Source organism: Vibrio jasicida CAIM 1864 = LMG 25398 (assembly GCF_000400365.1).
In the GTDB taxonomy this organism is placed as follows: Bacteria; Pseudomonadota; Gammaproteobacteria; order Enterobacterales; family Vibrionaceae; genus Vibrio; species Vibrio jasicida.
In genome coordinates this window covers 1-343 of the sequence record NZ_BAOG01000098.1, presented here as the reverse complement: position 1 = coordinate 343, position 343 = coordinate 1, and the positions used below count along the sequence as shown (strand labels likewise).

2 tRNA genes are annotated in these 343 nt (G+C 50.1%); both read left to right on the top strand.

Annotated features, from left to right (window positions below):
- Positions 1-121 precede the first annotated feature (121 nt).
- Positions 122-196: transfer RNA gene (locus VJL_RS22285), tRNA-Gln, on the top strand.
- A 64-nt stretch (positions 197-260) separates the two neighbouring features.
- Positions 261-342: transfer RNA gene (locus VJL_RS22280), tRNA-Leu, on the top strand.
- The last annotated feature ends 1 nt before the right edge of the window (position 343 follow it).

Here is a 343-nt window from a genome sequence, read left to right as displayed (position 1 = left end):
GTCGTGGCGGAATTGGTAGACGCACCAGATTTAGGTTCTGGCGCCGCAAGGTGTGAGAGTTCAAGTCTCTCCGACCGCACCATACTTTTCTAATTTGATATGTCTTTTGACTATCACCCGTAGGTCTATCGCCAAGCGGTAAGGCAGCGGCTTTTGATGCCGCCATTCCCTGGTTCGAATCCAGGTAGACCTGCCATATTATCCCTTTAAAGGGACGTTATTGAGGTTTTACCAATTCTCTCGATAACAACACTTAAGATGCGGTCGTGGCGGAATTGGTAGACGCACCAGATTTAGGTTCTGGCGCCGCAAGGTGTGAGAGTTCAAGTCTCTCCGACCGCAC